Raw genomic sequence first — 20,851 nt, forward strand, 5'->3', positions numbered from 1 at the left:
CGTGGACGACGCCCTGGTGATCGCGGGCCGGGAGTTCGGCTCGCGCCTGGTCATGGGGACCGGCGGCGCGGCGAACCTGTCCGTGCTGGAACGGGCCCTCGTGGCGTCCGGGACGGAGCTGACGACCGTCGCCATGCGCCGGCTGGACGCCTCCGGCGGAGGCGTCCTGGAGTTGTTGCGGCGCTTGGGGATCGCCGTCCTGCCCAACACGGCGGGCTGCCGGGGCGCGGCGGAGGCCGTGCTCACCGCGCGGCTGGCCCGCGAGGCGCTGGAGACCGACTGGGTCAAGCTGGAGGTCGTCGCCGACGAGCAGACCCTGCTGCCCGACCCGGTGGAACTGCTCGACGCGGCCGAACAACTCGTGGACGACGGCTTCGTGGTCCTGCCGTACACCAACGACGACCCCGTGCTGGCGCGCCGCCTGGAGGACGTCGGCTGCGCGGCCGTGATGCCCCTGGGCTCGCCCATCGGCACCGGGCTCGGCATCCGCAACCCGCACAACATCGAGCTGATCGTGGCGCGGTCCGGTGTCCCGGTCATCCTGGACGCCGGCATCGGCACCGCGTCCGACGCCGCGCTGGCGATGGAACTGGGCTGTTCAGCCGTGTTGCTGGCCACCGCCGTGACGCGGGCGCAGGACCCGCCGCGCATGGCGGCGGCGATGCGCGCCGCCGTGGAAGCCGGCCGACTGGCCGGCCTGGCGGGCCGCATCCCGCAGCGGTTCTGGGCGCACGCCTCTAGCCCTGCGCCGGATGCCTGATCGGTTGATCACCCGAAGGCCGGTGGCCGGGCACAGGGCATGATGGACGCTTCCGATCCGACCCCGCGTCCGTAGGAGGTGCCGTGGCCGCCGATCAAGTGGAGGACGCCACCGCCCGGTTGTACCTGGCGATCGGCAGGCTGTCCCGCCTACTGCGCCGCACCGGTTCACCCGGCCTGGGCCCCGGCGCGGTGTCCGCGCTGGCGACGCTGGCGCGCTGCGGCCCCCTGCGCCTGGGCGACCTGGCGGCGAAGGAGGGCGTGGCGCCGCCGACGCTGTCCAGGATCGTGGCGGCGCTGGTGGAAGCCGGGTACGTGCGCCGCGACCCGGACCCGCAGGACGGGCGGGCCTGGCTGGCCACACCCACGCCGGAAGGCGAGACGATGGTCTCGGGCGTCCGCTCGGCCCGCGTGCGCGAGCTGCAACGACGCATCGAAGACCTGTCACCCGAACACCAGACCGCCCTGGTCAACGCCCTGCCCGCGCTGGAGGAACTGGTAGGCGAGGCCGGCTGACCGCCTCATCCTCGGCGCCGCGCGCACACCTCACCCGAGCGTGTCATCCCCGTATGGCCAGGCGTGGTGGTCTTTGACCAGGCCATACGGGGATGACACGCTTCGCTCTGCCTCCGCACCGCGCCGCACCGACCAGGAGCCAGGGGTCATCCTCGGTGGCCGGCCCGTCCGGCGAGGGCGCTTTCAAGCTCTGCGACCAAGACCCGCACCGCCCCGAGTCACACGCAGCACCGACCTGGAACGCGCCGACTTGGAACGCGCCGACCTGGAACACGCCGCCTTGGAACGCGCCAACTCCGTGCAGCTCCAACCGGAGCTACAACGCGAGCCGCCAACGCGAGCCGCCAACCCGAGCAGGCCGACGCGGGCGTCCCCCTGAACCGAACGCCCCCGACACACACCCAACCACCCGGGTACGACATTCCCCGCGACTCAACCTGAGAGCGCGGGCCATCCCCACCCAGACCGCCACTCAGCCCGCCACTCAGCGACTCACGACCATCTCCCGATCCAGCCGCCCAACACCCCGTTGCCCGGCATCCCGCCGACCACCGCCACGGCCACCCCCACCGCCGCCACCCGGTCGATCACCACCGACCACCGTGATCAGCCAGGCCACCAGCGCACCACCCACCGCCCCCACGGTGTTGTTGTAGAAGTCCTGCGCCTCGCACACGCCCAACCCCGTCATGACCTGCACGAACTCCACCGTCCCGCTGACCGCCGCGGACAGCGCCGCCACCACCAGCGGTCGGCGCGTGGCCAGTGTCGCGAAGAACGCGAAAGGCACGAGCATCACCAGGTTCAGGCGTTCCAGCGAGCCGGTGAGCGAGAAGTCGTTGGCGATGCAGGTGCCCACGGGCTCGGTCGTCCACACGTCCGCGTCCAGCACGCCGGGCCTGGCCAACGTCACCGCGAGCGCGAGCGCCAGGCCGCAGCCCGCCAGGGTCGCCGGCAGCGGTCGCCACCCCCGCCACCGCGCCAACGCCAGCGCGAGTGCGCCGAGCACCACGCAGCCGAAGAGCATCGCCGCGACGACTCCGGGCCGGCTCAACACCAGTTCCGCGATGTACGCGTCCTGTCGTGCGCTCATGCATTACTAGACGCACGAGTGCTGGTCCGGTTGGCCCAGCACACGGCGTCCTTCCCGCCCGGCGCGGCGGAGCCGCGAGCACCACACCTCAACAACATCACACTTCGGGGTGACCACACCTCCGGACGATCACACGTCCCGGTGGTCACAGCCGCACGAGGACCTCAGACCTCCTCGGGGCCGCCCTCACCCTCGGGGCCACCCTCGACCCCGCCCTCGAAACCGCCGTCGACGCCCGCCGCACCCAACCGCCACAGCGGGGACACCGGCCCCACCCCGCCACCCAGCGGGTACGCCGCGGCCACCGACCGCACGATGAACCGCTTCCCGAACCGGACCGCCGTGGGCACGTCCTCCCCGCGCGCGAGCCGGGAGGCGATCGCCGACGCCAGCGTGTCACCGCTGCCGTGCGTGTCCTTCACGTCGTACCGAGGGCCGGGGTACTCGATGAACTCCGAGCCGTTGTAGAGCACGTCCAGGCACCCCGGGTCGTCCCACAGGTGCCCGCCCTTGACCAGCACCCACTCCGGGCCGTACTCGTGCAGCGCCTCGGCGGCCTTCCGCTGGTCCGCGTGGTCGCGCACGTCGATCCCGGTGAGCAGCCGCACCTCGTCCAGGTTCGGCGTGATCAGCGTCGCGCGCGGGAAGAGCAGGCCCCGCAACGCGTCCAGCGCCGAATCGGCCAGCAGTTGCTGGCCGTGCATCGACGCCGCCACCGGGTCCACCACGAACGGGATCGCCCGTCCGATGTGGACCCGGTCGCAGGCGAGCGCCACGGCCTCGATGATCGCCGCCGACGCGAGCATCCCGGTCTTCGCCGCGTCCACGCCGATGTCGGTCGCGACCGCCTCGATCTGGCCGGCCACGACCTCGGGCGGGATCTCGGTGTACCCCGTGACGCCCAGCGAGTTCTGCACGGTCACCGCGGTCACGGCGGTCATCCCGTGCACGCCGCAGGCGAACAGCGCGCGCAGGTCGGCCTGGAGGCCCGCACCACCGCCGGAGTCCGATCCGGCGATGGTGAGGACCTTGGGTGGTGCGACGGCCATCAGTCGACCACCGGGAGGTAGACCTTGTTGCCGTGGTCGCTGAACTCGTGCGACTTCTCCGACATGCCGGCCTCGATCGCCTCCACGGTCGACAGCCCGCGCTCCTCCGCGTACCGGCGCACGTCCTGGGTGATCTTCATGGAGCAGAACTTCGGCCCGCACATGGAGCAGAAGTGCGCGGTCTTGGCCGGTTCCGCGGGCAGCGTCTCGTCGTGGAACGACCGGGCCGTGTCCGGGTCGAGCGACAGGTTGAACTGGTCCTCCCACCGGAACTCGAAGCGCGCCTTGGACAGCGCGTCGTCCCAGTCCTGCGCGCCGGGGTGGCCCTTGGCCAGGTCGGCCGAGTGCGCCGCGATCTTGTACGTGATCACGCCGGTCTTCACGTCGTCCCGGTTCGGCAGGCCCAGGTGCTCCTTCGGCGTGACGTAGCACAGCATCGCGGTGCCCAGCCAGCCGATCTGCGCCGCGCCGATCGCCGACGTGATGTGGTCGTACGCGGGCGCGATGTCCGTCGCCAGCGGCCCGAGGGTGTAGAACGGCGCCTCGCCGCACCACTCCTCCTCCAGCCGCACGTTCTCCGCGATCTTGTGCATCGGCACGTGGCCGGGCCCCTCGATCATCACCTGCACGTCGTGCGACCGGGCGATGTGCGTCAGCTCGCCCAGCGTCCGCAGCTCGGCGAACTGGGCCTCGTCGTTGGCGTCCGCGATGGAACCCGGCCGCAGGCCGTCACCCAGCGAGAACGTCACGTCGTACGCGCGCAGGATCTCGCACAGCTCCTCGAAGTGCGTGTAGAGGAAGCTCTCCTTGTGGTGCGCGAGGCACCACGCCGCCATGATCGACCCACCGCGCGAGACGATGCCCGTGACGCGGCGCGCGGTCAGCGGCACGTACCGCAGCAGCACGCCCGCGTGCACCGTCATGTAGTCGACGCCCTGCTCGGCCTGCTCGACCACGGTGTCCCGGTAGACCTCCCAGGACAGCCTGGCCGGGTCGCCGTTCACCTTCTCCAGCGCCTGGTAGATCGGCACGGTGCCGACCGGGACCGGCGAGTTGCGCATGATCCACTCGCGCGTCTCGTGGATCCGCTTGCCGGTCGACAGGTCCATGATCGTGTCGGCGCCCCAGCGCGACGCCCACACCATCTTCTCCACCTCCTCCTCGATCGAGGAGGACACCGCCGAGTTGCCGATGTTCGCGTTGATCTTCACGAGGAACTTCTTGCCGATGATCATCGGCTCGGCCTCGGGGTGCCGCCGGTTCAGCGGGATGACGGCGCGGCCGACGGCGACCTCGTCCCGCACGAACTCGGGGCTCATGTTCTCGCGCGCCGCGATGAAGGCCATCTCGGGCGTGACGATCCCGGCCTTGGCGTACGCGAGCTGGGTCACCGCGCCGTTGATCGGCTCCCGCGCGGCGATCCAGTCCGCCCGCAGCGCGGGAAGTCCACTGTGGACGTCGATGGTCGCGTCGGTGTCGGTATACGGACCGGAAGTGTCGTAGAGGTCGACGTGCTCGCCGTTGGTCAGCTCCACCCTGCGGAAGGGCACGCGCACACCGTCGGCCACCTCGCGGTAGACCTTGCGCGAGCCGGAGATCGGCCCGGTGGTGACGCTGGGCTTCACCGAACGGTCGTCAAGTGCCGTCACGACATTCCTCCCTACGCCGGCATTACCCGGTCAGGTTCAGGCGGTCGGCGGCGCCGGATCGCTCCAGCCGCCCTCTCAGCCCGCTGTGGCGCGAGCTCCCGCGATGTTGAGTTGTCCGACCGACCATAGCCAGGCGGCGCCGTGGATGCCAAGGGGACCGGTTTGCGCGTACCTTTCTCCGCGTGGCTGATCACCAGCCGTTCCCGCCCGGCGCGCGGCGCGTGGCCCGCCCCGCTGCCGTCTCGCCGTGCCCGTCGTGCGGCGACCTCGCGGGACGGGGCTATCCGGGCTGCCGCTTCTGCGCCGAGCTGGTGGACCAGTACTGGCTGTTCGACTGGCAGGAGCTGCTGGCCGCCGAGCAGCTCGCCGAGGGCGGCGCGGGCGAGCGCGAGCTGGCCGAGCTGGTCCTCGCCGACGAGGTGGGCAGGCACCCGTGGACGTGCACCGACTGGGCGATGACGCTGGTCCCGTGCTCGGAGTGCGGCGCGGAGCCGGGCGCCGGACCGCTGGACTGCGTCCGGTGCGCGGCGGCCGAGGAGTTGCGCTGGTCGTGGGACCACGCGGCCTACCCGGACACCATGACGGCGGGCGAGCACGCGCTGCGGGTGGCGCGGGCCGTGCTGCGCGCACCCCACCGACGACGGCCGGCCGTGGTGCGGGCGTGGCGGCTGCTGCTGCCGTTCCTGCTGGTCGGCGAGCTGCCGACGGTGGGCCAGGTGCAGCGCATCCGCGCCCACGTCCTCGCGGGCGGGTACGCCGACCTGGCCGCCTGCACGTCGCACGTCGAGCTGACCGGGCTGCCCGAGCTGCCGTGGCGGCGGTCAGCGCGGGTCGAACACCAGCCGAAGGCCCAGCGCGACCAGGACGCCGCCGGACACGCGCTCCAGCGCCCGGCGCACCCGCGGCCGGGCCAGCCGGCCGCGGACCCGGTCTAGGGCACCCACCACGACGAGGTACCACAGCGCGTCCACGGCCACCCAGACCAGCGCGAACAGCAGCAGCGCGCCCCGACCCGCGCCCGCCGGCGGGAACTGCGGCAGGAACGAGATCGCGAAGACCCCCGAGCGTCGGGTTGGCCAGGTTGACCAACAGGCCCGCGCGGAACGCGCGCCCCGCCGGCGGCGGTGCCTCCGGGAGCGGTGCGCTCGCCGAGCGGATCGCCCGCACGCCCAGGTGGACCAGGAACAGCGCGCCCGCGACGCGGAGCGCGTGGTAGGCCACCTCGGACGCGGTGAGCAGCACCGACAGGCCGAGCGCGGCGGCCACCGCCCAGACCGCGACGGCGACCTCCATGCCGAACACCGCGGCCAGCGCGCTCGCGCGTCCCCGGACCGACTGCCGCAGCACCAGCGCCGTGCCGGGCCCGGGTGACAGCGCGACCAGGAAGGACGCCGCGACGCACGCGGCGAGGTTGCTCGACATGTGGCCATCGTCACCCGGTCGTCCAGCGGGTTTCCCCGCCGGGCGGGTCACCGCGGCGACGCCCTCCCCGGAGCGGCGGGTGCGGGGCCACCCGGCACGCGATCGGCCCCTGGCCGGTCAGTCGTCCGCGAACGGGTCCTCGGAGTTCGCCGGGTCCCAGGTCAGCCCCGGCACGCCCCAGCCGTTCGCCTTGAGCATCTTCTTCGCCGCGCGCTTGTGCCGCCCCACCAGCCGGTCGAGGTAGAGGTACCCGTCCAGGTGATCGGTCTCGTGCTGGAGGCAGCGCGCGAAGAAGCCGGTGCCCTCGACCTCGACGGGCTTGCCGTCGCCGTCGAACCCGGTCACCTTGGCCCACGACGCGCGGCCCGTCGGGTAGGTCTCGCCGGGCGCGGACAGGCAGCCCTCGAAGTCGTCGTCCGGGTCCGGCATGCCCAGCGGCACCTCGGAGGTCTCCAGCACCGGGTTCACCACGACGCCGCGGAAGCGGTTGCCCTCGTCGTCGGGGCAGTCGTACACGAACAGGCGCTGGTCGACGCCGATCTGGTTGGCCGCGAGGCCGACGCCGTGGGCCGCCGCCATCGTCTCGAACATGTCGTCGATCAGCGCGCGCAACGCGTCGTCGAACACCTCGACCGGGCGGGTCGGGCGGTGGAGCACGGGTTCGCCGGCGATGACGATGGGGTGAACTGCCATGTCACCAAGCCTATCCGGCGAACCGCGGGTGACGCGCCGACCGATGAACCGACCCGGACCAAGATCACGTGATGTAATGGCCTCCACGCACAGGCACGGCTGAGGAGCCAGAGTGGACGCCGCAGAGGCACTGGTGCCCGCGGAGGGGCCGGACGACGGTTTGCACGACCGGGAGCGCGAGATCCTCGCCTTCGAACGCCAGTGGTGGAAGTACGCGGGCGCCAAGGAGCAGGCGATCAAGGAGCTGTTCGACCTGTCGCCCACCCGGTACTACCAATTGCTCAACGCGTTGCTGGAGAAGGAAGAGGCGTTGGCTGCCGATCCCATGCTGGTCAAGCGGCTGAGGCGGTCGCGCTCGGGCAGGGCGAGGGCCAGGGCGGCGAAGCGGCTGGGTGTCGAGCGCCGATGACCAACCCCGAGCCCCCAGGTACCGCGCGCCCGGCCCGCGCCGCGGGTTACGCGCTGCTCGGCGTCGCCGTCGTGGCGCTGGTGATCGGCGTGGTGAGCCTCTTCACCGGCGGCGACGGCGGTGACGTCGGCGCGCAGACCGGCACGCCGACGTCCGGCGAGTCGGCCGCGCCACCGTCCGGCCAGTCGCCGAACCCCCCGTCCGACCAGTCGCAGGCCACCACGGGGACGTCACCGGACCCCGGTTCGACGACGACCCGGAGCTCGACGGCGCCGACCACGTCCACCGCACCGGCCGGCTCGCCCTCGACGACGGGCGCGCCCCCGCCGGTGACGGTGCCCGCCAGACCGCAGGTGCGCGTCTACAACAACAGCACCATCGGCGGGCTGGCGGCCAAGGCGTCGGACGACGTCCGCCGGGCGGGCTGGGAGGTGGCCGAGGTCGGGAACTACCCGCAGGGCCAGATCCCGACGACCACCGTCTACTTCCGCCCCGGCACGGAGGAGGAGGCGTCCGCGCAGCTGTTGGCGCAGGCGTTGAGGGCCGAGGTCAAGCCCCGGTTCGAGGGGATCGAGGACGCCCACGCGGGCATCATCGTGATCGTGACGAACGACTACCGGGGGCCCGGCGGCAAGGTGTGACCCGCCGGTCGGCTCGACGGCCGCCGGGCGTGGCGGGTCGGGCGTGGCGGGTCGGGCGTGACCCACCGGTCGGCTTGGCGACCGGCGCCACGGGCCGGCTGCCGGCGTCGGCCACGGCCTCCCGCCCCGCCCGTCGGCCGCGCTGATCACGGCCGCACGCGCCCCCGATCACCCGTCCGGGCAGCGCCGCCACCGCTCGCCCCGCGCCCCGACGGTCCATCGGCCGCGTGCAGGGGGTGCCCCGGAGCCCGCCGGGACCTCGCGCTCCCGACCGGGTGCCGGCGCGGCCGGTCAAGACCTCGCGCCACGACCGGGGGCCACGGCGCGCCCCTCAGGAGCGCCGCGTCTCCGCGTACGCGGCCAGGGCCGCCAGTTGCGCCGGGTCGAGGGAGGGGCGCACCGCCTTCCGCGCCGCCGCCAGGTGGGCGCTCGTCACCTCGGCCGCCGCGAGCGACTCCCGCATCGCCGTCAACGCCGCCTCGCGCACGAGCGCCGCGCAGTCCGCCGCCGAGTAGCCCTCCAGCTCGCCCGCGAGCGCCGTCAGGTCGACGTCCTCGCCCAGCGGCGTGTTCCGCGCCGCCGCCCGCAGGATCTCCGCCCGCGCCGCGCCGTCCGGCGGCGGCACGTAGACCAGGCGCTCCAGGCGGCCGGGGCGCAGCAGGGCCGGGTCGACGAGTTCCGGGCGGTTGGTGGCGCCCAGGACGACCACGTCCCGCAGGGGTTCCACGCCGTCCAGCTCGGTGAGCAGCGCCGCCACCACCCGGTCGGCCACGCCCGAGTCGGCGGACTGGCCTCGGCGGGGCGCGAGGGCGTCCACCTCGTCCAGGAAGACCAGCGCCGGCGCGGCCTCCGCGGCGCGGCGGAACAGCTCGCGGACCGCGCGCTCGGACTCGCCGACGAACTTGTCCATCAGCTCCGCGCCCTTGACCGAGAGCACGTTCAGCCGCCCGCTGCCCGCCAGCGCGCGCACGAGGAACGTCTTGCCGCACCCCGGCGGCCCGTACAGCAGCAGGCCGCGCGGCGGGGCGACCCCGAGCCGCGCGAACGAGTCCGGGTACTGCAACGGCCACAGCGCGGCCTCGGTGAGCGCCTGCTTCACCTCGGCCATGTCGCCGACGTCGTCCAGCGTCAGGCCGCCCGTGCGCAGGGTGTCCGAAGTGGACATCGAGATCGGGCGCACGGTCTCCAGCGCGCCGAGCAGGTCCTGCTGCGCCACGCGCGGCTCGGCCGCGTCCCGCTGCCGCAGCGCCGACCGCACGGCCGCCTCGCGGCGCAGCGCGACCAGGTCGGCCGCGACGAAACCGGGCGTCCGCTCGGCGACCGCGCCCAGGTCGACGTCCGGCTCCAGCGGCACGTCGCGCAGCAGCACGCGCAGCAGGTCGGTCCGCGCCGCGCCGTCCGGCAGCGGCAGCACCAGCTCGCGGTCCACCAGCTCGGGCGCGCGCAGGCGCGGGTCGATCGCCTCCGGGTGCGCGCTGGTCACGACGAGCGCGAAACCGGGGCGTCGCGCCGCCGCCCGCAGCGCGTCGAGCACCACCGTCGCGACCGGCGGCGGGTCGCTCGCGGGCAGCAGCGCCTCGACGTCGGTCAGCAGCAGCACGGTGGGCGAGTCGGTGGCCGCGAGGGCGTCGGCCAGCCGCTCGGCCGCCGCGTTGGCCTCCAGCGCCGCGACGCTCGGCGCGGCGAGTTCGACCACCCGCGCGCCCGCGTGGTGCGCGACGGCCCGGACCAGCGTCGCCTTGCCGACCCCTTCCGGGCCGCTGACCAGCGCGGCGAGCCGGGGCGCCGCACCGAGGCGGCTCAGCAGCTCCGGGTGGCTGAAGGTGAGGTCGAACCACTCGCCGAGGCGGCGGGCGGCGTCCTTCCGGCCCACCAGGTCGGCGATCGGCACCGGTTCCGCCGCCGTCGCCCCGGCGGCGGTCGGCGCGTCGGGCTCGGCACGGGTGCCCGGCGCGACCTGCGCGGGCGCGTCACCGGTGCGCGCGCCGTCCCGCCAGCCCACGACCGTGGACGGCTGGACGGCGACCGGACCGCCACCCGGCTCGACGTGGGTGACCGTCAGCAGTTCGTTGGTCCACGTCATGCCGATCGCGTTGGACAGCTTCCGGCGGGTGGCGCTGACGTCCGCGCCCGGCGGCGGCGCGAGGTCCTGGGGCAGCAGCGACACCGCGTCGCCGACGGTGAGCACCTTGCCGGTCAGCGCCATGCGCAGCGTCTCGGGCGTCAGCGAGGTGGCGGCCAGCCGCGACCCGGCGACGGTGACCGTCCGCGCGCCGGACACCTCGACCGGCGCGACGACGACCTCCGAGCCCTCGGTGACGCCGAGGTTGGACAGCGTGACGTCGTCCACGAGGACCACGCCGGGCGGGCCGTCGCCGGCGGCGGCCAGCGCGGAGCTGACCCTGGCGCCGGTCATCCGCACCGCGTCCCACGCCCGGAGCCCCAGCGCGTCCAACACCTCGGGGTGCAGCCGGACGACGCCGCGACGGGTGTCGAGGGCCGAGGGGGAGAGGCGGGCGGTCAGCGTGATCACAAGGCGAGCCTAGGCCACGGCGGCGGCCACCCGCCGCGTCCCGGCCACCGCCCCGTCGGGGCGGTGACGACGGGGACGCGCGCGGCACCGGGCCACGGGGCGGCCGACCGCCCGTGCCACCCGCACCACCGGGGTGCGGGTGGCACGGGCGGGCGCGCACCACCGGTGGAGCGGATCGCCGAGGCGCGCTGGTCGCCGGGCTGCTGGTCGCCCTGGCGCGAGTCGGCGGGCTGCGGATCAGCGGGGTGCGCGCGTGCCGGTGGCACGGGGCTCCGGGTCCGCGGGTCGGGCACGTGCGGGGGCAGGGCGGGGGCAGGGTCGCCGGGCCGCGAGCCGCCCCGCACGGGTCACGGCCGGTGGTGCCGGCGCAGCCCGATCTGCCGCCACCCGCGGCGCTTGCCCGCACCCGGCTGGCCGTTCGCCTCGGCGGCCACCTGGGTCGGGTCGACGGTGCGGCGCGGCCGGCGGACGGCCCGCATCGCCGCGCCCGCCACGCGCCCGCCCAGCGGACGCCGCAGGCCCAGCCGCCGCGCGGCCACCCCGTGCGCGCGCTTGATGGCGCGTCGGTCGGCGGCCGGCACGGACCACGCCTCCGGGTGCTTCGCCAGCCACCGGTAGCGGCGGACCGAGTACGGCAGGTGCGCCAGGTACAGGATCATCGCCGAGCTGAGCGCCACCAGCGGGAACGTGATGACCGCCGCCGCCAGCAGGCCCACCAGGACCAGCAGCGGCGCGACGGCGCGCGGCGACACCTTGATCGTCTTCACGGACAGCGTCGGCACCCGGCTGACCAGCAGGAGCGCGATGCCCACCGTCCAGACCGCCACCACCCACGGCGCGGACCACCAGCCGGACCGGCCCATCTGCTCGTCCAGGATCAGCGGCAGGAGCAGCAGCAGGCCGCCCGCGGGCGCGGGCACGCCGACGAAGAACTCCTTGGCGAACGGCGGCTGCTCGACGTCCAGCAGGGTGTTGAAGCGGGCCAGGCGGAGCACCATGCAGACGGCGAAGATCAGCGCCACCACCCAGCCCTCGCGGTCCGGCTGGAACTTCCACACGTAGACGACCAGGGCGGGCGCGACGCCGAACGACACCGCGTCGGCGAGCGAGTCCAGTTCCGCGCCCATCTTGCTGGTCGCGTCGAGCAGCCGCGCGATGCGGCCGTCCAGGCCGTCGAACACCGCCGCCATCGCGATGGACGCGATCGCCGCGCCGTAGCGCCCGCTGACCGCGAAGTGCACGGCGGACAGGCCCGCGCACATCGCCAGCACGGTGATCGCGTTGGGCAGCAGCCGGACGCCTGGCCCGCTGGGCGCCATCGGGTCAGACCTCCGGCAGCTCGGCGAGGACGGTCTCCGCGCCGATCGTGCGCTGGCCCGCCTCGACCAGCACGCGGCTCGCGCGCGGCACGTACAGGTCGACCCGCGAGCCGAACCGGATCAGGCCGTAGGTCTGCCCGGCGGCCACCTCGTCGCCCTCGGCCACGTCGCACACGATGCGCCGCGCCACCAGGCCGGCGATCTGCACGACGACGACGTCGTGGCCCTCGGACGAGGTCAGCCACACGGCGTTGCGCTCGTTGTCGTCGCTGGCCTTGTCCAGGTCGGCGGACAGGAACTTGCCCGGCCGGTACGCCACGCGGCGGACCGCGCCGGTCACCGGCACGCGCTGCACGTGCACGTCGAACACCGACAGGAACACGCTGATCCGGGTCATCGGCACGTCGCCGAGGCCCAGCTCGGCGGGCGGCACGGCCTCCACGACGTGGGACACGGTGCCGTCGGCGGGCGCCACAGCGACGCCGCGCCGGGCGGGGGTGGTGCGCTTGGGTTCCCGGAAGAACCACGCCACCCACGCGGTCAGCAGGCCGCCGACCACACCGCCGCGCCGGGAGAACCGGCGCAGCAGGAGGGTCGCGACGGCCGCGCCCGCCACGAAGGGGCGGCCGGCGGGGTGCATCGGGGGGACGATCCCCCGCGCCAGGTCCAGGAAGTGGGCTACGACACCACTGTGCTTGTCGCGATCGACGCTCATGGCTCTTCCGTGTCGGGGCGGTGCTTCGGCCGGCCACACGCTACGCCGGCGGCGCGCCCGACCCCGCCCGGTGTGCCCGTGCGTCCCCCGACGAACGCACGGGCACACCGGGCGAGGGGTACCGGCAGTGTAATCCAGGTCACATGGCGTAATCAATGGCGGTGCGTGAGTACCGAATGACGCTGTGTGCTCAACCGATTCCGGACGTCGGATTGTTCAACGATCCTACTGGAGGAACCGCACGGTGACCTCCGCGCCCGCCGCGAGTTCCGTCACGTCCTCGGGCACCTCGATCAGGCAGTCGCTCACCGCCAGCGCCGACAGCAGGTGCGAGCCCGGACCGCCGACCGGCGTCACCACGCGGCCCGACGCCGGGTCGTACCGGCCGCGGCGGAACTGCGTGCGGCCCGCCGGCGACGTGAGCGGCGCGCTCAGCCGGGCCCGAGCCGTCCGGCGCTCGACGTCCGGCAGGCCCATCGCCGCCCGCAGCGCGGGCCGGATGAACACCTCGAACGACACGTGCGCGCTCACCGGGTTGCCCGGCAGCGTCGCCACCGGCACCCCCAGGTACCGGCCCGCGCCCTGCGGTCCGCCGGGCTGCATGGCGACCCTGGTGAACTCCACGCCCCGCCCGGTGAAGGCGTCCTTCACCACCTCGTACGCGCCCGCGCTCACCCCGCCGGAGGTCAGCAGCAGGTCGAACCCGGCCAGCCGCGCGCCGACCGCCGCGTGGAACGCGGCCACGTCGTCGGGCACGAACCGCAGCAGCTCCGCCTCGCCGCCCGCCTCCCGCACGGCCGCCGCCAGCATCACGCCGTTCGACTCGTAGATCCGGCCCGGCCCCAGCGGCTCGCCCGGCCCGACCAGCTCCGACCCCGTCGACAGCACCAGCACGCGCGGTCGCCTGCGCACCGGCAGCGCGCCGAGGCCGAGCGCCGCCGCCAGCCCCAGCTGCGCGGGCCCGAGCAGCGTGCCCGAGGGCAGCACCGTCGCGCCCACCGCCACGTCTTCCGCCGCCCGCCGCACGTTCGCGCCCGCCGCGACACCGCGGTCCACCCGCACCGCCGACGTGCCGCCGTCGGTCCACTCCACCTGCACCACCGCGTCCGCGCCCGCGGGCAGCGGCGCGCCGGTCATGATCCGCTGCGCCGTGCCGGGCCGGAACAGCGTCGACGACGTGCTGCCCGCCGGGATGTCGTCGACCACCGGCAGCACCACCGGCGTGGTCGCCACGTCCGCCGCCCGCACCGCGTACCCGTCCATCGCCGAGTTGTCGAACGGGGGCAGCGCGACCGGGGCGACGAGGTCCTCCGCGAGCGCGAGGCCGAGGCAGTCCGCCGTCGGCAGCGGCACCACCGGCATCGCGCCGACCAGCCCGGCGATCCGCTCCCGGTGGTCCGCCACGCGGGTCATGGGGTTCGACACGGCCACCATCCTGCCGCGCGCGTGCGAAACTGCTGCGACCGGCCGCCACGCGCGACACCAGAGGGGGACTCGTCCGGTGCAGGTCCGCACGCGACACACGCCGACGTTCGGGGTGGCCAGGCTGGTCCTCGCGCCCGCCGAACCCGTCCTCGTCGAACGCTCCTCGCTGTTCGCGACCAGCTACGGGGTCAACCACGACACCAAGGGCAAGGCGCCCGGCGTCAAGGCCGCGCTGTGCACGGCGGGACCCGAGGGCGGGTGGGTCGACGTCGCGCCGCCGCTGCCCGGCGACCTGCACGTGCTGGAACTCGACGGCGCGACCGGCTGGTGCGTCGCCCGCAACAGCTGGCTCGCCGCGTCCGGCTCGGTCGTCCTGGACCCCGCCGCGCGGCCGGTGCGCGCCCTGCACGGCGGCGACAGCGGCTTCCTGACCTACGTCTACGGCGCCGGCTCGGTCGTGCTGGCCTGCTACGGCACCCTGGACGTCGTCACGCTCGACGCGGGCGAACTGGTCACCCTGGACAGCGGCCACGTCATCGGATTCGCCGACACCCTCCAGTGCCGGTTGCGCGCCGTTTCCCCCGAAGCGCCCCAATCGGTCCGCAATGGCGAGGGCCTGGTCCTCGACTTCGCCGGTCCCGGCCTCGTGCTGACCCGGACGCGCAGTCCGCGCGGACTGGTCAGTTGGTTGCGCGACAACGGATTCAGCGTGCGCGCATGACTCCATAAGGAGGTATCGGCGGACCCCCTCGTGCCTCTAGCGTGGCGGTTTGCTCAGGTATTTCTCAAAGGAGGACGTCTTGACTGTCGGCACGGTCAAGTGGTTCAACTCGGAGAAGGGGTACGGCTTCATCGCCGCCGACGGCGGGCCCGATGTCTTCGTGCACTACTCGGCCATCCAAATGGAAGGCTTCCGCACGTTGGCGGAAGGGGACCGCGTGGAGTTCGAGATCCAGGCCGGTCGGGACGGCCGCAACCAGGCGTCGGACGTCCGGAAGGCATCGTGAACCCCGCCCGGCCCGCCGGCCCGGCGGGTCGGGCCGCCCCACCGGGGACCGCGCGGTCGCCGGAACGGCCCGGCCGGGCCGCGCCACCTGCGGTCGCGCCGCCCGCTCTTACCCGGAACCCGGCGCGCACCGGTCCGCGCGGGCGTTAGGCTGCGCTGCGTGTCGGAGGACCTGAGCGGGCGACGGCTGGGCCACTACCGGATCGACGGGGTGCTCGGCCGCGGTGGCATGAGCGTGACCTACAAGGCCACGGACGTCCGGCTCGGCCGCAAGGTGGCGCTCAAGGTCATCGGCGAGCACCTCACCGCCGACGCCGAGTTCCGCGAGCGGTTCGTCGACGAGGCGCGCAACACCTCGGCGATCGACCACGCGAACATCGTGCCGCTGTACGACTTCGACGAGGTCGACGGCCTGCTCTACATCGCCATGCGGCTGGTCGACGGGCAGGACCTGGCCGGCCACATCAAGGACGGCCCGATCTCGCCCGCCCGCACCCTCACGCTGCTCGGCCAGGTCGCCGAGGCGCTGGACATGCTGCACGGCAAGGGCCTGGTGCACCTGGACGTGAAACCGGCGAACGTGCTGGTCACCACCAAGGAAGCGGCCCGCGAGCACGTCTACCTCGCCGACTTCGGCCTGACCAGGCGCGGCGCGACCGGGCACCGCACCCGCACCGGGGACTTCCTCGGCTCGCCCACCTACGCCGCGCCCGAGCACCTGCGCGGCGAGCCGCTCGACGGCCGCACCGACCAGTACGCGCTCGCGTGCATGGTGTTCGCGTGCCTGTCGGGCCGCCCGCCGTTCCAGGGCGGCGTGCAGGACGTCATCCAGGGCCACCTCGCCTCCGAGATCCCCGCGCTGACGTCGCTGGTCGCACTCCCGCCGGGCATCGACGACGTGCTGCGCAAGGGCACCGCGAAGGACCCCGACCAGCGGTTCGGCTCGTGCCAGGAGCTGATCTCCGCAGCGCGCACCGCGCTGGGCGGCGCGGCCACCGTGACCACGCCGCCGCGCCGCACCGACGCGCCCGTGACGGGACCGACGCCCGCGCCCGGACCGCAGACCGGCGGGGTGGCCGCGCAGCAGCCGGGGCGCTTCCCGCCGTCCGCGCAGGGCAGGCCGCAGGGCACCCCGTCCGGCGGGTTCGCCCAGCAGCCGGGCTTCCTCGCCGACCCGGTGCGGCTGCGCCCGCCCGCGCAGGTGGGCGGCGCGTCGGCGTTCACCGCCACCGCGAAGACCCGGCCCGCCTGGGTCGCGCCGGTCGCCGTCGGCGTGGTGGCGATCATCGCGGTCGTCGTCCTCGTCCTGATCCTCACGCCCAAGTCCGAGGAGCCGCGCCCGCCCGCCACCACCTCATCGGGTCAATCCATCAAGGTCGGCGACGGCGACGACGGCCGGAAACCGCTGCCCACCAGCATCCCCGTGAAGTCGACGCGCTGACCTGGGGTTCTTGCACTCGCCGGGCTTGAGTGCTAAACACGGTGTTGGCACTCGGACCCCCTGAGTGCCAGCACGCAGGCTGGGACGGTGAGGCAGGCCCCGGTTCGGGGCAGGTCGTCCGTCGCGGGCACCGAGCCTGGCCAAGCACCGTGTTCCGCTGCGGGCGCGAGTCCGCAGTGGCCCCATAAGTCGTTCACAGGCGGAGGAACACACCGCAATGGCCAAGATGATCGCGTTCGACGAGGACGCCCGCCGTGGTCTTGAGCGCGGCATGAACACCCTCGCGGATGCCGTCAAGGTGACGCTCGGCCCGAAGGGCCGCAACGTCGTGCTCGAGAAGAAGTGGGGCGCGCCGACCATCACCAACGACGGCGTCTCCATCGCCAAGGAGATCGAGCTCGAGGACCCGTGGGAGAAGATCGGGGCCGAGCTGGTCAAGGAAGTCGCGAAGAAGACCGACGACGTCGCCGGTGACGGCACGACGACCGCCACCGTGCTCGCCCAGGCCCTGGTCCGCGAGGGCCTCCGCAACGTGGCCGCGGGCGCGAACCCGCTCGGCCTCAAGCGCGGCATCGAGCAGGCCGTCGAGGCCGTGACCGAGCAGCTGCTGAAGACCGCCAAGGAGGTCGAGACCAAGGAGCAGATCGCCGCCACGGCGTCCATCTCCGCGGGCGACTCGACCATCGGCGAGCTGATCGCCGAGGCGATGGACAAGGTCGGCAAGGAAGGCGTCATCACCGTCGAGGAGAGCAACGCGCTCGGCCTCGAACTCGAGCTGACCGAGGGCATGCGCTTCGACAAGGGCTACATCTCGGGCTACTTCGTGACCGACCCGGAGCGTCAGGAAGCGGTCCTGGAGGACCCCTACATCCTGCTCTACGGCTCCAAGATCTCGTCGGTGAAGGACCTGCTCCCGCTGCTGGAGAAGGTCATGCAGGGCGGCAAGCCGCTGCTGATCATCTCCGAGGACGTCGAGGGCGAGGCCCTGGCGACCCTGGTGGTCAACAAGATCCGCGGCACGTTCAAGTCGGTCGCGGTCAAGGCCCCCGGCTTCGGTGACCGCCGCAAGGCGATCCTCCAGGACATCGCGATCCTGACCGGCGGCCAGGTCATCACCGAGGACGTCGGCCTCAAGCTGGAGAACGCCGACCTGTCGCTGCTGGGCAAGGCGCGCAAGGTCGTCGTCACCAAGGACGAGACCACGGTCGTCGAGGGCGCGGGCGACGCGGAGCAGATCCAGGGCCGCGTCAACCAGATCCGGGCCGAGATCGAGAAGTCCGACTCCGACTACGACCGCGAGAAGCTCCAGGAGCGCCTGGCCAAGCTCGCGGGTGGTGTCGCGGTCATCAAGGCCGGCGCGGCCACCGAGGTCGAGCTGAAGGAGCGCAAGCACCGCATCGAGGACGCGGTGCGCAACGCCAAGGCCGCCGTGGAAGAGGGCATCGTCGCCGGCGGTGGCGTGGCCCTGCTCCAGGCCGCCGAGGCCGCGTTCGCGGGCCTGAAGCTGGAGGGTGACGAGGCGACCGGCGCGAACATCGTCAAGGTCGCCGTCGAGGCCCCGCTGAAGCAGATCGCCGTCAACGCCGGCCTTGAGGGCGGCGTCGTGGTGGAGAAGGTCAAGGGCCTGCCCGTCGGCCACGGCCTCAACGCCGCGACCGGCGCCTACGAGGACCTGCTCGCCGCCGGCGTGCCGGACCCGACCAAGGTGACCCGCTCGGCGCTCCAGAACGCCGCGTCGATCGCCGCCCTGTTCCTGACCACCGAGGCCGTCGTGGCCGACAAGCCGGAGAAGGCGGGCGCTGCTCCCGCCGTCCCGGACGCCGGTGGCATGGACTTCTGACAGTCGCACCACCACACCTGGAGGCCCGGTCCGCTGCGGACCGGGCCTTCCGGCTGTCCGGGGTCCTCCCGGACCTCGTGGCCGCGCCTCCGGGCCCGGTGTTCCGGGTGGCCTGGTGGGGCCGGGCGGCCAGGTCGAACGGCTCGGCCGGGCCAGGCCGGGCGGCTTGATCGGGTGGCTCGGTCGGGCCGGGCCGGGCGGCTCGGTCGGGCGGCTTGGCCGGACTCGGCCGGGCGGCCCGCTCATCAGGGCTGTGCGCACTGGCGGGCCGGCGTGACCCGGTCGGTTGGAACCGCTCGGTCGCGCCGGGAGGGCAAGAGCGGTTCACCCGACGGGCGGACCGGGCGGTCGGTGGCCGCCGCGGGCGGGGTCCGCGAACGGAAGCGAGGCCCCGCGCCCCCTCGACCGGCCTGCGGAGTGGCCGGAACGGGAGGGCTCGGGGCCTCGCCTCGGGTACGTGCCGCGGTGCGGATCACCGGTGGGCGCGCGAGCCTGGGTCAGCGCGGTCGGGCGCTGGTCGGTCGGCGTCGGACGGTCCACGGTCGGACGCCGGGGTGCGCGCTACAGCATGATCGTCGGTGTCACCACGGTGCGTCCGGGTTCGCCGCGGGAGTTCACCAGGTGCACCACGATCTGCGTGGTGCCCGTGGGCACGTCCGCCAGCACGAACCGACCGCCGTCGTCGGCCTTCGTGGTGCTCGACTCGTGCTCGGCCACCCGCACCTCGACGGTGTGCTCGCCGGCGGGCACCAGCCAGCCGTCGATGCGGTGCCGCGCGCCGCTCGGGGTGAAGTTGACCATCAGGGTCAGGTTGTCCACCGTGAACGTGATGGTGCCGGGGTTGCCGCCGCGCACGCCGGCGAACGAGCCCGCCCGTTCCCAGCGGGCCACCTCCACGTCCAGGTTCTCCAGGGCCACCGCGAACTGGATGCGTTCGACCAGCCCCACCGGCGGCGCGTCCAGTTCGTACACCAACCGGTTCAGCTCGGTGAGGACAGCGGTGTCCTCTTGGCCTCTGCGGTCATCGCGCGGGTCGATGTCGTTCACCGCGATCCTCCTTCCGCGTCGAGATGCGTGCGCAGCATGGTCAGGCACCGGCCCCTGGTCGGGCCGATGCTGCCGCGTGGCATGGACAGTGCTTCGGCGACCGCGCGGTACTCCGCCCGCCCGGCCAGCACGGTGAGTCGCAGGAGCTCCTGGCACTTCTGCGACAGGCGGCCGAAGGCCCGCCACAACCGGTGGTCCCGGTCGTCGACCAGGGCGGCGTCCTCGGGCAACCCGTACTCGCTCTCCAACTGCTCCGCCAGTTCGTCGGACAGCGCTGCTTCCCGACGGGCGGGTGTCCAGGTGCGCTGGGCTTCGCGGCGCGTCGCCACGACGAGCCACCCCGCCAGCGCGCGGGGTTCGATCAGGCGGTCGAGGTGGCGCAGCAGGGCGAGCCAGACCGTCTGCACCACGTCCTCCGCGGTGCTGCGGTCCAGCCCGTGCCCCCTGGCCACGTGCCACACCAGGGGCGTCAGATCCGCCACCAGCACGTCCAGCGCCCTGCGGTCGCCGTCGCGGGCGGCGACGACGCAGGCCGCGTGCCGATCCGTCCCGTCCAGGCCCTCCCACGGTGGGCGCTCACCGGCCGTGCGCAGATCTCCCACGTCGTCACCTCCTCCTCGACTTCCCCCAGCCGTAGCTGATCGTCACACACCATCGTCCGCCCCGCGGCGGCGGTCCGCGATGCCCCCCTCGCATCGCGGACCGCCCTTCCTTCACCACGGGCGGCGACCGATCGACACCCCTCGAAGCCGACCGGGCACCGCCCCCTCCCCCGAAGTGGTCAGTGGGACGACGGTGTGCGGTGGTCGTCGGTGTGCTCCGGCTCGGCTCTCACGAGTCCTCCTGGGTCGAGGTCCGGTCATGAGTTAAGGAGCGGGTAGTTCCGCGGTGGATACACACCCCGTCGTTAACAGTTCACCGTCCGCGAAGAAGTGGGGTGTTCCCGCAGCTCACGGTGCCTGTTGTGGATCACGTTCACAGAGGTCGGCGGTGTCGCGCGAGCGGGTGGGCGAGGTCGCTCGCCCGGTTCCCGGCCGGCCGCTCGGCCGTGCGGTCGCCCGGCACCGCGCCGGTCGAGCCACGGCCGGGTCCGGTCGCCGGCGTCGTCGGGTCCGGCCCGCGACCGCTCGCCGACCCGGTGCACCGCCGTCCGCCGGTGTCGCGGCGCGTGGTCGATCGAGCGCGCCACGTGCGGTGCCCGTGTCGCCGCGCGACCGGCCGATCGAGGGGCGTCGGGTGGCGGCCGGGCCCGCCGGTGGGCGCACCGCGAGGTTCGTCGCGTTCGCGGCGGGTC

General features: G+C 73.8%; 19 protein-coding genes, 2 pseudogenes and 1 riboswitch. Of the genes and pseudogenes, 9 read left to right on the forward strand and 12 right to left on the reverse strand.

Going from position 1 to position 20,851, the window contains the following annotated elements:
• The first annotated feature begins 1 nt into the window (after position 1).
• On the forward strand, positions 2-760 hold the full coding sequence (gene thiG, locus C8E97_RS03815) for a thiazole synthase (RefSeq protein ID WP_121001678.1): 759 nt from the start codon (positions 2-4) through the stop codon (positions 758-760).
• 83 nt (positions 761-843) lie between these two features.
• On the forward strand, positions 844-1,275 hold the full coding sequence (locus tag C8E97_RS03820) for a MarR family winged helix-turn-helix transcriptional regulator (protein WP_121001680.1): 432 nt from the start codon (positions 844-846) through the stop codon (positions 1,273-1,275).
• A gap of 484 nt (positions 1,276-1,759) precedes the next feature.
• Here C8E97_RS03820 and C8E97_RS03825 read toward each other — a convergent pair whose 3' ends face one another.
• From C8E97_RS03825 to thiC, 3 genes are all read right to left on the reverse strand, one after another.
• Entirely contained in the window at positions 1,760-2,368 is a 609-nt protein-coding gene (locus C8E97_RS03825; RefSeq protein WP_121001682.1) for a VanZ family protein, read from the reverse strand.
• A gap of 164 nt (positions 2,369-2,532) precedes the next feature.
• On the reverse strand, positions 2,533-3,417 hold the full coding sequence (gene thiD, locus C8E97_RS03830) for a bifunctional hydroxymethylpyrimidine kinase/phosphomethylpyrimidine kinase (protein ID WP_121001684.1): 885 nt from the start codon (positions 3,415-3,417) through the stop codon (positions 2,533-2,535).
• A complete protein-coding gene (thiC, locus tag C8E97_RS03835) occupies positions 3,417-5,066 on the reverse strand; it encodes a phosphomethylpyrimidine synthase ThiC (protein ID WP_121001686.1) in 1,650 nt (549 codons plus the stop codon). The genes thiD and thiC overlap by 1 nt, the downstream gene beginning before the upstream one ends.
• A riboswitch (TPP riboswitch) is annotated at positions 5,056-5,178 on the reverse strand. Its footprint overlaps the gene before it by 11 nt.
• Before the next feature lie 70 nt (positions 5,179-5,248).
• On the opposite strand from thiC, the gene C8E97_RS03840 reads away from it, so the two are divergent.
• The gene (locus C8E97_RS03840) at positions 5,249-6,001 is read left to right on the forward strand and encodes a hypothetical protein (RefSeq protein WP_211346904.1); all 753 of its coding nucleotides are present in this window, start codon (positions 5,249-5,251) and stop codon (positions 5,999-6,001) included.
• Here the strand turns inward: C8E97_RS03840 and C8E97_RS35760 are convergent.
• From C8E97_RS35760 to C8E97_RS03850, 3 genes and pseudogenes are all read right to left on the reverse strand, one after another.
• Positions 5,960-6,115, reverse strand: a pseudogene (locus tag C8E97_RS35760) (LysE family translocator); the annotation flags it as partial. The gene C8E97_RS03840 and the pseudogene C8E97_RS35760 overlap by 42 nt on opposite strands.
• Positions 6,116-6,191: 76 nt before the next feature.
• Positions 6,192-6,488, reverse strand: a pseudogene (locus C8E97_RS35765) (LysE family translocator); the annotation flags it as partial.
• Between the two features lie 117 nt (positions 6,489-6,605).
• Positions 6,606-7,181, reverse strand: a complete 576-nt coding sequence (locus C8E97_RS03850) for a peptide deformylase (protein WP_121001688.1) — start codon at positions 7,179-7,181, stop codon at positions 6,606-6,608.
• 112 nt (positions 7,182-7,293) lie between these two features.
• Between C8E97_RS03850 and C8E97_RS03855 the strand changes: the two genes are divergently transcribed.
• Positions 7,294-7,590 (forward strand): DUF3263 domain-containing protein, encoded by a 297-nt coding sequence (locus tag C8E97_RS03855; protein WP_121001691.1) that lies wholly within the window; start codon positions 7,294-7,296, stop codon positions 7,588-7,590.
• Positions 7,587-8,231 (forward strand): LytR C-terminal domain-containing protein, encoded by a 645-nt coding sequence (locus C8E97_RS03860; protein ID WP_121001693.1) that lies wholly within the window; start codon positions 7,587-7,589, stop codon positions 8,229-8,231. The genes C8E97_RS03855 and C8E97_RS03860 overlap by 4 nt, the downstream gene beginning before the upstream one ends.
• A 331-nt stretch (positions 8,232-8,562) precedes the next feature.
• Here C8E97_RS03860 and C8E97_RS03865 read toward each other — a convergent pair whose 3' ends face one another.
• From C8E97_RS03865 to moeA, 4 genes are all read right to left on the reverse strand, one after another.
• Entirely contained in the window at positions 8,563-10,764 is a 2,202-nt protein-coding gene (locus tag C8E97_RS03865) for an AAA family ATPase (RefSeq protein WP_121001695.1), read from the reverse strand.
• A 347-nt stretch (positions 10,765-11,111) separates the two neighbouring features.
• Positions 11,112-12,083, reverse strand: coding sequence for a CDP-diacylglycerol--serine O-phosphatidyltransferase (gene pssA / locus C8E97_RS03870; RefSeq protein ID WP_121001697.1), 972 nt, complete (start codon positions 12,081-12,083; stop codon positions 11,112-11,114).
• 4 nt (positions 12,084-12,087) lie between these two features.
• Positions 12,088-12,798, reverse strand: coding sequence for a phosphatidylserine decarboxylase (locus tag C8E97_RS03875; protein WP_121001699.1), 711 nt, complete (start codon positions 12,796-12,798; stop codon positions 12,088-12,090).
• Between the two features lie 225 nt (positions 12,799-13,023).
• Positions 13,024-14,232, reverse strand: a complete 1,209-nt coding sequence (gene moeA, locus C8E97_RS03880) for a molybdopterin molybdotransferase MoeA (protein ID WP_121001701.1) — start codon at positions 14,230-14,232, stop codon at positions 13,024-13,026.
• A 67-nt stretch (positions 14,233-14,299) separates the two neighbouring features.
• On the opposite strand from moeA, the gene C8E97_RS03885 reads away from it, so the two are divergent.
• From C8E97_RS03885 to groL, 4 genes are all read left to right on the forward strand, one after another.
• Complete coding sequence (locus C8E97_RS03885) at positions 14,300-14,944, forward strand: AIM24 family protein (RefSeq protein ID WP_121001703.1); 645 nt, start codon at positions 14,300-14,302, stop codon at positions 14,942-14,944.
• Between the two features lie 79 nt (positions 14,945-15,023).
• Positions 15,024-15,230, forward strand: coding sequence for a cold-shock protein (locus C8E97_RS03890; RefSeq protein WP_121010718.1), 207 nt, complete (start codon positions 15,024-15,026; stop codon positions 15,228-15,230).
• Between the two features lie 159 nt (positions 15,231-15,389).
• Positions 15,390-16,670, forward strand: a complete 1,281-nt coding sequence (locus C8E97_RS03895; RefSeq protein ID WP_121001705.1) for a serine/threonine-protein kinase — start codon at positions 15,390-15,392, stop codon at positions 16,668-16,670.
• A 217-nt stretch (positions 16,671-16,887) separates the two neighbouring features.
• Positions 16,888-18,510, forward strand: coding sequence for a chaperonin GroEL (gene groL, locus C8E97_RS03900; protein ID WP_121001707.1), 1,623 nt, complete (start codon positions 16,888-16,890; stop codon positions 18,508-18,510).
• A 561-nt stretch (positions 18,511-19,071) separates the two neighbouring features.
• Here groL and C8E97_RS03910 read toward each other — a convergent pair.
• Together C8E97_RS03910 and C8E97_RS03915 are read right to left on the reverse strand one after the other, a co-directional pair.
• Positions 19,072-19,494, reverse strand: coding sequence for a carboxypeptidase regulatory-like domain-containing protein (locus tag C8E97_RS03910; RefSeq protein ID WP_425470656.1), 423 nt, complete (start codon positions 19,492-19,494; stop codon positions 19,072-19,074).
• A gap of 59 nt (positions 19,495-19,553) precedes the next feature.
• On the reverse strand, positions 19,554-20,159 hold the full coding sequence (locus tag C8E97_RS03915) for an RNA polymerase sigma factor (protein WP_121001713.1): 606 nt from the start codon (positions 20,157-20,159) through the stop codon (positions 19,554-19,556).
• Positions 20,160-20,851: the final 692 nt, after the last annotated feature.

This window comes from Saccharothrix australiensis, assembly GCF_003634935.1.
GTDB classification, from domain to species: Bacteria; Actinomycetota; Actinomycetes; order Mycobacteriales; family Pseudonocardiaceae; genus Actinosynnema; species Actinosynnema australiense.

Coding starts and splice junctions, on each gene's coding strand:
- C8E97_RS03825 (WP_121001682.1), bottom strand. CDS start 2,368: ATGAGCGCACGACAGGACGCGTACATCGCGGAACTGGTGTTGAGCCGG.
- thiD (WP_121001684.1), bottom strand. CDS start 3,417: ATGGCCGTCGCACCACCCAAGGTCCTCACCATCGCCGGATCGGACTCC.
- C8E97_RS03850 (WP_121001688.1), bottom strand. CDS start 7,181: ATGGCAGTTCACCCCATCGTCATCGCCGGCGAACCCGTGCTCCACCGC.
- C8E97_RS03860 (WP_121001693.1), top strand. CDS start 7,587: ATGACCAACCCCGAGCCCCCAGGTACCGCGCGCCCGGCCCGCGCCGCG.
- pssA (WP_121001697.1), bottom strand. CDS start 12,083: ATGGCGCCCAGCGGGCCAGGCGTCCGGCTGCTGCCCAACGCGATCACC.
- C8E97_RS03875 (WP_121001699.1), bottom strand. CDS start 12,798: ATGAGCGTCGATCGCGACAAGCACAGTGGTGTCGTAGCCCACTTCCTG.
- moeA (WP_121001701.1), bottom strand. CDS start 14,232: ATGGTGGCCGTGTCGAACCCCATGACCCGCGTGGCGGACCACCGGGAG.
- groL (WP_121001707.1), top strand. CDS start 16,888: ATGGCCAAGATGATCGCGTTCGACGAGGACGCCCGCCGTGGTCTTGAG.